We start from the raw sequence: 8,518 nt of genomic DNA on the forward strand, positions 1-8,518 counted from the left end.
GCTGTCCCTGGACGGCATCGGCTCCGAAAAACAGACTGGCAATACCGATTGAGATCACCAGCAACGGTGCAACGGAAAAGGTTGAGTAGAACGCCAGGGCCGCTCCGAGACGGGCACCACGGTCGTTGACAAATTCGGACATGGAGCCGGATACAAGTCGCCAGAGGAAGTGAAACATTGTCGTTCGGTCTCCTGCCGTAAGTCCTCGCGGTAACACATTCTGAAAACGACTCATCAGTGAATGCGGCCAAGTCCATCGACGGTGACAGCAAATGGAGCCAGACTCGACGTTGAGGATGCGGTAATCAAGGTAACTGGACTGCTGCAGGTCTGAGACAGTGAAATTCACCTCTGCCGACGGCTTTTATGAAATCACGGGACCCCGCAATCGACTGCAGGATCCCGTGAAATCGGCTTCAGCGATACCGGAACTCTCAGTGTTCCCGGCCAAAAACATTCAGCAGGGCAGTATGTGCTTTTGTGGCGTCCTTGGGAGCCACGACCGCACTGATTCGAATCTCGCTGGTGTTGACCATCTGGATGTTCACAGCCGCAGAAGCCAGCGCGCGGAACATCTTCTCGCCGACCCCAGTATGACTTCGCAGTCCAATCCCCATGACTGAAAGCATGGCGATTTCTTTCTCGAAGCTGACGTTGGTCCCCGGCCATCGCTCGACCAGTTCACGCAGTAATAGCAGACAGCGTTCCAGATCCGTTCGCGGGACGGTGAACGAGATATCGGCCTGATGACCGTGTCCGATATTCTGCACAATCAGGTCGACCATCACGCCACCTTCGGCGACCGCCGCGAAAATTTCGGCAGCCACTCCAGGCTGATCCGCGATATTGCGAACCGTGATCCGGGACTGGTTTGTGTCGAGTTGAACCTCACTGACAACGATGTCTTCCATGCTGGCCAGTCGGGAAACGACGTCTCGTTCGAGTTCATCACGCGAAACGTGCGACTTGGGTTTTCCGATCTGTGCAAAGCCGATTGCAGGCGGGGTCGAGATTTCCTGATCCAGTTGGAACCCTTCGTGAACGGACTTCAGTGCCTGTTCACGCTGGTCGCGGTTGACCAGGACCGAGATCTTGATTTCGCTGGTCGTGATCATCTGGATGTTGACGCCCGAATCCGAAAGCGATTTGAACATCTGAGCTGCGACGCCGGTGTGGGTTCGCATTCCCGCACCGACAACCGAGACTTTCGCGACGTTTGTACCGTGATGGACTTCCCCGAATCCCAAGGCCCGTACAGCCTGTTCCGCCGCGGTGAGTGCTTCGGCCAGATCGTCCTGCGGCACGGTGAAGGTGACCTCGGCGATCCCTTCTTCGGCGATGTCCTGGATCACCATGTCGATCGGAATCCGACGTTCGGCCATCTTGGTAAACAGAGTTGCCAGCACCCCGGGGCGGTCGGGGAGCTGACGCAGATTCACGATCGCCTCGCTCTTGACGAGAGCCACGCCGGTCACCATTGGAACCGTGCCGTCCTGAAGTGGGGCGATGAGTGTTCCTTCGCCGTCCGTGTAGGCAGGCCGCACCTGCAGGAGGACACGGTATTTCTTGGCGAACTCGATGGAACGCGAGTGCATCTTTCCGCCGCCGAGACTGGTCAGTTCCAGCATCTCGTCGTAAGAAATCCGGGGAAGCTTGCGAGCATTCTTAATCATCCGCGGGTCGGTCGTGAAAATCCCCTCGACATCGGTGTAGATTTCACAAACATCCGCTTCCAGCACCGCCGCCAGCGCCGTCGCGGTGGTATCACTTCCACCCCTTCCCAGGGTCGTGATGTTGAAGTCGTCATCGATCCCCTGAAAGCCAGCGGCGACGACGATCTTCCCTTCGGCAAGGGCTTTCCGCATGCGGTCTGTTTTGATTTCGCGAATTCGTGCCTTCGTATAGGTCGAATCGGTGAGGATACCGATCTGGTAACCGGTCAGGCTGATGGCCGGTTCACCCAAGGCCTGAACCGCCATAGCGACCAGGGCAACAGATTCCTGCTCACCGGTCGCCAGAAGCATGTCCATTTCCCGTGGAGGCGGAACTTCACTGACTTGGCGGGCGAGGTCGATCAGTTCGTCCGTTTTGTCTCCACGAGCACTAATGACCATCACAACCTGGTTGCCGGCTCGTTTCGCGTCTACAGCCCGCTTGGCTGCGGACATGATTCTTTGAGCATCCGCGACACTGGAGCCACCGAATTTTTGTACGATCAACGCCACGTGAATCTTCCGAAAAAAGTATCCGATTACGACTATTTCTTCCCTTACCGGGCACAACCTCGAGTGAACCCCATCGTTCTGGCGCACCGATGAAGCCCGATAGAATAGCAGAAGTTTTCCACAGCGACGAGATTCCGCCTTTTCCGGGCATGGACCGACGGCGATGAACACGTCGTCTTCGCTGACAGCACCAACGGACTGCCCCGGGACGACGCGTGGTCTTCTACAGCCAGGTTGTCGTCTGGCGTCCATCGCTCCGTGAGTGCGTTTGACAGCCCCTTTCTGACAAGGGTAGCCTCGCATAAATCAATGTCTATAAATCCGTCAACGTGACGGCCGCTTATCGTTGACTCCTTTCACCATTCCCTGTCCTGCTGTCGGAAATGATTTCAGGCTCGGCAGTTGTAGCTCTACAGACCCGGACAATCCTTGTCGTCGCCCCTGATTCGATCACCTCAACGGAAGTAGTCGGATGAATCCAATTCGAACCAATCGACGGAATTTTCTGGTTTCAGGCGCGATGGCATCCGGCGCCTTCCTCGCGGCATGGGGGAGAGGAAGGTTTCCAGAACCGCTGAGAGCTGCCGAAGAGGCAGCGCCTTCTGGGGCTCCCAAGCTCAAAATTGCTTCGGTCAAAACCTATTTGCTCCGGACAACTTTGAAGCGTCCTTTCGGCGTGTCCGTCTCCCTACCTCTCGATTCCACGCGAGAAGTCCTGCTCGTCAAAATTGAATCCGATTCGGGACTGGTCGGCTGGGGCGAAACCATTCCGATTGGGGGCATTCGAGCGGCAATCGACGAGGTGCTGGCCCCTCAGCTCATTGGGAAAAATCCCCTTGAATACCGTCGACTCTGGCGGCAAATGTGGGGAGCGAACTTCGGAAACGGACTTGCGGTAGGGGGAGTGGACATCGCCCTTAACGATCTGCGAGGAAAAGCCCTCAACTTACCCGTTGCAGAACTCTTCGGTGGACGACTCCGCGACCGGATCCCCGCCTACGCATCGGCCATGAACTACCTGGAAGGCCTTCAGCCGGAAGATCACTACGCCGAAGAGGCAGTCGAGAAGAAGAAACTCGGCTTCAAAGCGATGAAAATGCGACTGGGACGATATTCCGTCGCCCGTGAAGCCAAAGTCGCTGAAGCTGTCAGAGACGCAGTCGGTCCCGACATTCTGCTGATGGCCGACGGAAACGGGGCCTACACGCTGGAATCGGCAGTCAGGATGGGAAATGTTTTGAATCGACTCGGCTTCGAAGCGTTTGAAGAACCACTTCCCCAGTCCCCTCGCTATGCCGGGTATGAAGAATTGCGTCGGAAGCTCCCCTTATCGTTGGCTGCGGGGGAAGTGGTTGACTCCCGAGCCAGCGCCAAGGATCTGATCGACCGGCGGGCGATGGACATTATCCAGCCCGATATCAGTCTGTGTGGAGGCCTGGCCGAAGCCCTTTACATCGCCGAGACTGCTGCCCTTTCCGGCATCCGCTGCATCCCGCACTGCTGGGGGAGTGACGTCCTGATCGCCGCCACAACCCACCTTGTCTCTTTGCTGCCCGACCCACACTGGGGCCTGCCTACTGACACGCCCCTTCTGGAACTCGATCAGTCCGAAAACCCGTGGCGCGACGGAATCGCCAAGGGCTCGTTCCCCCTCAAAGATGGTCTCATCGATGTACCGACCGGTCCGGGACTGGGAATCACCGTCGATGAGGACTTTGTGAGAACCTACGCGGTGTCGTGAAATGCAGACCTGCGTCCCCCGTTTTTCATAAGAATATTTTCCGATCGCCCTCATCTCGTCTCGGTTCGGACGAAGCCAGTCACATTCCAGTTAAGTCTTGCACCGCCATCAGTTACCGACCGGCGTCAAATTGGGGCGTGTCTGAGGCGCGTGAGTGTGAGTCCGCTGAACGGCGATCGTTCGAAAACTGCGCTCGCCATTCGTCTTGAATGTGGGCCTGCCCCTCGTTAGCATCGATCTCGGATCCTTCGGGATTCGAGAAACCTCTGCCGTGTTCGATACGGGGCTTGTGCGTTGACCCTACAACTTCTTCATGCGGGAGTTTTCTAGTTCGGCCGCGTGTATATCCGCGATCGCACTTCGGTGCCTTCCCGGCTCACACAACCCGGACATGAGGCTCCCCCCTGAATCCTTTGGGTTCAGAACCTCAGCGTTCCAACGGCACTGGCGGAGGCTTCTTTTTATCCAGCGAGACGATTTTTCATGGCCTTGTTCGACCGGCTGGAAGCAGAGCATCGCAACGCGGTTCGCCCCTTAGCCGCGCGGATGCGACCAAGAACACTGAGTGAATTTGTCGGACAGCACCATATCCTCGCCCCCGGCAAGCTTCTCCGCCGGATGCTGGAGGCGGACCGAATCTCATCGGTTGTTTTCTACGGGCCACCGGGAACAGGCAAGACATCCCTGGCCGAACTCATCGCCAAACACACCAAGCGAACGTTCCGTTCGTTGAACGCTGCCGCTGCGGGAGTCAAAGAGCTGCGCGACGTGCTCGACAAAGCACGCGCGGATGTTTCCACTGGCGGAAACCGGACAGTTCTCTTCATCGACGAACTGCACCATTTCAACAAACAGCAACAGAATGTCCTCTTGCCCGATGTGGAGGATGGAATTGTCTCACTTGTCGCAGCGACGACGGCCAATCCCTTCTTCGCGTTGATTTCGCCCTTGCTGAGCCGCAGCCAGATCTTTGAGTTGCAACCCCTCTCGACGGAGGATGTCGTTTACCTGCTCGAAGCCGCACTCAAAGACGCCGTGCGGGGTCTGGGAGCAAAAAAAGTCACAGCGACACCTGAGGCGCTGCAATTTCTGGCCACCGTCTGCGATGGCGATGCCCGCCGGGCGTTGACCGCTCTGGAAATCGGCGTGTTGTCGCTCGATCCGAAGACCGCTGAGTTTGATCTGGCCGCGGCCGAAGAATCGATCCAGAAAAAGCAGATTCGCTACGACGCCGATGGAGATGATCACTACGACGCAGCGAGCGCCATGATCAAGAGTATCCGTGGCAGCGACCCGGACGCAGCCATCTACTGGATGGCCCGGATGCTGGCAGCGGGCGAGGAACCCCGGTTTGTCGCACGTCGGCTGGTGATCTCGGCTGCTGAAGACATCGGTAATGCGGATCCCCACGGCCTGGTCCTGGCCCAGTCCGCGGCAGCCGCCACGGAATTCATCGGAATGCCGGAATGCCGAATCATTCTCGCCCAGGCAGTGACCTATCTGGCCCTCGCACAGAAATCGAATGCGGCTTACAAGGCCATCGACGCTGCGATGGAGGATGTCACCAATTCACGACTGCTGCCCGTCCCAGTCCATCTGCGGGACGCACACTACCAAGGTGCAGCCAGACTCGAGCATGGCAAGGGTTACGAATACCCGCACGACGCCCCTGAGGGCTGGATCGCTCAGGATTATCTGGGAGTCGATCGCAGTTACTACGAACCGGTTGAGCGGGGCGCGGAAACAGAGATGAAGCGACGACTGGATCAACTGCGACAAATGCGCAGAACGGCACCGGATTCTCAGCCTGAGTAATTCAGGTCATATGGCCAACATACGGTGCCCATCTCAACTTCAACAAGCTGGGTTATCCCCTGAGATGTGTGAGCCGGCGCAATTCTGGCGCCACAAGGTGGCTCTCAGCCGTGTGCGAGGTTTTGGCGACACGTGCGCGTTGTGACTTGGGCCAGTGTCAATTTGTTCAGAGAAATAAGAGGTAACGGTGCGGGACGCCCCATGTTCCCGCTCGATAAATTGCCCTCTCTGTATGCAGTCTCCCCTCAACATTCAGCTCGCTTTCCCGGCAGCGAGTGGAAATTCAGCTCCGTCAGCTCGCATCCAATGAGACAAATTCCTTAATTGCGGCCAATTTAGCTCGTTTTGAACGCTTTCGGGCGGCGCTCCGGCAAGTCCTGCCTGCAGTCACTCCTGTTTGGGAATGGTGACGTAGAATCGGGCACCGAACAGATCCCATTCATCTGGACAGACATTTCTCTTTCTCTTATCAATCGCCCGCACTTCTCCTTTTCCCAATTCAATTCGTTCGTATCACGTCACTTTCGGCGACGCGATCATTTCGTTGCGTGGAGTCAACATGACCACTGCTGTCGGACACGGTCCGCACTCTGTTGCAGGAAGTTCCCTGGGAATGGTTTTTCCAATCCTGGTGGTCCTTTCCGTCCTGGTGCTGATTGCCCCCGTGCCGCCAGTCGTCCTGGACCTCTTACTCGCCGCCAACGTGACCGCATCCGTCCTGATCCTGCTGACGACGATTTCTGTCCGTAAACCACTGGAGTTCAGTGTCTTTCCGTCACTGCTGCTGGTGACGACTCTGGTTCGGCTCGTTCTGAACGTTGCTTCGACTCGCCTGATTCTGACTCAGGGGCCCACCGCAGGAACAGAGGCCGCCGGCGTCGTCATCGAAACCTTCGGACGATTCGTCGCTCAGGGGCAACTGATCGTTGGCCTGATCCTGTTTGCAATTATCGTGGTGATTCAGTTTGTGGTCGTCACAAAGGGTGCCACAAGAATCAGCGAAGTCGCTGCACGATTCTCGCTCGACAGCCTCCCCGGCAAGCAATTGGCGATTGATGCCGACGTAGCTGCCGGGACGATCACTCAGGAACAGGCCCGACTCCGTCGTCAGGAACTGACCGACCAGGCAGACTTTCATGCCGCCATGGATGGAGCCGGTAAATTTGTTCGCGGTGATGCGATCGCTGGCGTCCTGATCACTGTCATCAATCTTGTTGGCGGCTTGTCTATCGGCGTCATTCAGCATGGCATGTCCATCCCCAATGCACTGGAAGTCTACTCAACCCTGACTATCGGAGACGGTCTTGTCTCGCAGGTTCCCGGATTTCTGATCGCGATCGCTGCAGGGTTACTGGCGACGCGAAGTTCTCGCGAGTCGAACCTGTCGCACGATGCGGCTCACCAGATGTTCCAGGAGCCCACGGCACTCTTCCTGGCAGCGGCCTTCGCCACCGCTCTGGCCTTCACCGGCCTGCCCATGATTCCTCTGGCGACTTTGGCAGTCGGCTGTGTTCTGATCGGACTGAGCGTCAAATCAGTCACCTCGTCGAAAACCCAAGCCGCGGCCTCTGCGAACAGCTCTCCGGCAGTAAATTCGACTCAAGTACATTCCGTCTCGCCCGCTCAGTTCAAGCGTGAGCAGCGGCCAGAAGATAAACTGGCCATTGAACCAATCGAACTCGAACTCGGCTTTCGCCTGATCAAGATGGCCGACCCCGATGCAGGGGGCGACCTGATGGACCGGGTCACTCAGTTGCGAAACAAGATTGCGCTGGAGCTGGGAATCATCCTGCCGAAGGTCAAAATTCGCGACAGCCTGCGATTGAGCGACTGCGGTTATCGAATCAAGCTGCGAAATGTCACGGTGGCCTCCGGCGTACTTCGCCCCGAAATGCTGCTGGCGGTCAACACCGGGCTGGTCAGCGGCGAGGTGAACGGCCAGGACGTCATCGAACCATCCACCGGTCGCGCCGCGAAATGGATTGAGTCATCGCAAGTCGAGAATGCAAAGGTCTGCGGATATAAGGTCGTCGAGCCCGCCGTCGTGCTGATGGCTCACCTGGCCGAGATCGTCAAAACACATGCAGACGAGCTGCTGACCCGACAGCATGTTCATCAGCTACTGGAAACACTCGCCCGAACCTCACCCAAGGTGGTCGAAGAACTGATCCCAACGCTTCTGAAACCAGCTCAAGTCCACCAGATCCTTTGCAATCTTCTGCGAGAAAACGTTCCGGTTCGAGACCTTGAAACGATCCTGGAGACTCTCGGAACTTACGCAGATCAGACCACCAATATCACGACGTTGACCGAACTCGTTCGCAACGCCCTCAGTCGCACAATCTGTCAACAGTACCGCGATGCAAATCGAGTGATTCATGCAATCACTCTCGATCCGGCACTCGAAGACGTTCTCTGCGGCGGCTTTGAAGGATCTGAACGAGGCCTTTCAATCAAGTTAACGCCGCAAATCATTGAAGGTGTCACTCACGAACTTTCACGTCAGACAAGCCGGTTGACTCGCGAAGGATATCTTCCAGTCGTCGTCTGCTCGGCACAGGTTCGCCCCGTCCTTCGGCAAATCACCCAAAGCTCGCTCCCCAAACTTGCAGTACTCAGCCTGCAGGAGATCTCCCGGGATACGGTGGTTCAGCCACATGGGCAAGTTCCAATCAACTCCATCAAGATTCCTCAGAAGAGGCCCCTCGATGGACAAAAACGTCACCCGCTGGTCGCA

General features: G+C 57.0%; 4 protein-coding genes and 1 other RNA gene. 4 read left to right on the forward strand and 1 reads right to left on the reverse strand.

All coding sequences use genetic code 11. The features are described 5' to 3' along the window. Positions 1 to 434: 434 nt before the first annotated feature. Positions 435 to 2,225, reverse strand: coding sequence for an aspartate kinase (locus VGE80_RS04320; protein WP_373651691.1), 1,791 nt, complete (start codon positions 2,223 to 2,225; stop codon positions 435 to 437). 472 nt (positions 2,226 to 2,697) lie between these two features. Here VGE80_RS04320 and VGE80_RS04325 point away from each other — a divergent pair, with 472 nt between their 5' ends. The 4 genes from VGE80_RS04325 to VGE80_RS04340 all read left to right on the forward strand — a co-directional run. After that, positions 2,698 to 3,966 carry a mandelate racemase/muconate lactonizing enzyme family protein gene (locus tag VGE80_RS04325; RefSeq protein WP_440591796.1) on the forward strand — a complete coding sequence of 423 codons (1,269 nt, stop codon included), beginning with the start codon at positions 2,698 to 2,700 and terminating at the stop codon, positions 3,964 to 3,966. Positions 3,967 to 4,226: 260 nt separating this feature from the next. After that, a non-coding RNA gene (gene ssrS / locus VGE80_RS04330) (6S RNA) lies at positions 4,227 to 4,424 on the forward strand. Positions 4,425 to 4,449: 25 nt separating this feature from the next. Further along, the gene (locus tag VGE80_RS04335) at positions 4,450 to 5,781 is read left to right on the forward strand and encodes a replication-associated recombination protein A (protein ID WP_440591797.1); all 1,332 of its coding nucleotides are present in this window, start codon (positions 4,450 to 4,452) and stop codon (positions 5,779 to 5,781) included. Between the two features lie 559 nt (positions 5,782 to 6,340). Further along, positions 6,341 to 8,518, forward strand: a 2,178-nt coding sequence (locus VGE80_RS04340) for a flagellar biosynthesis protein FlhA (protein WP_440591798.1), incomplete at its 3' end; no start/stop codon positions are given.

It is taken from the genome of Schlesneria sp., from assembly GCF_036405755.1.
Taxonomy (GTDB): domain Bacteria; phylum Planctomycetota; class Planctomycetia; order Planctomycetales; family Planctomycetaceae; genus Schlesneria; species Schlesneria sphaerica.

Excerpts from the sequence above, each read along its gene's own strand:
- VGE80_RS04325 (WP_440591796.1), top strand. The coding sequence starts at position 2,698 with ATGAATCCAATTCGAACCAATCGACGGAATTTTCTGGTTTCAGGCGCG.
- VGE80_RS04335 (WP_440591797.1), top strand. The coding sequence starts at position 4,450 with ATGGCCTTGTTCGACCGGCTGGAAGCAGAGCATCGCAACGCGGTTCGC.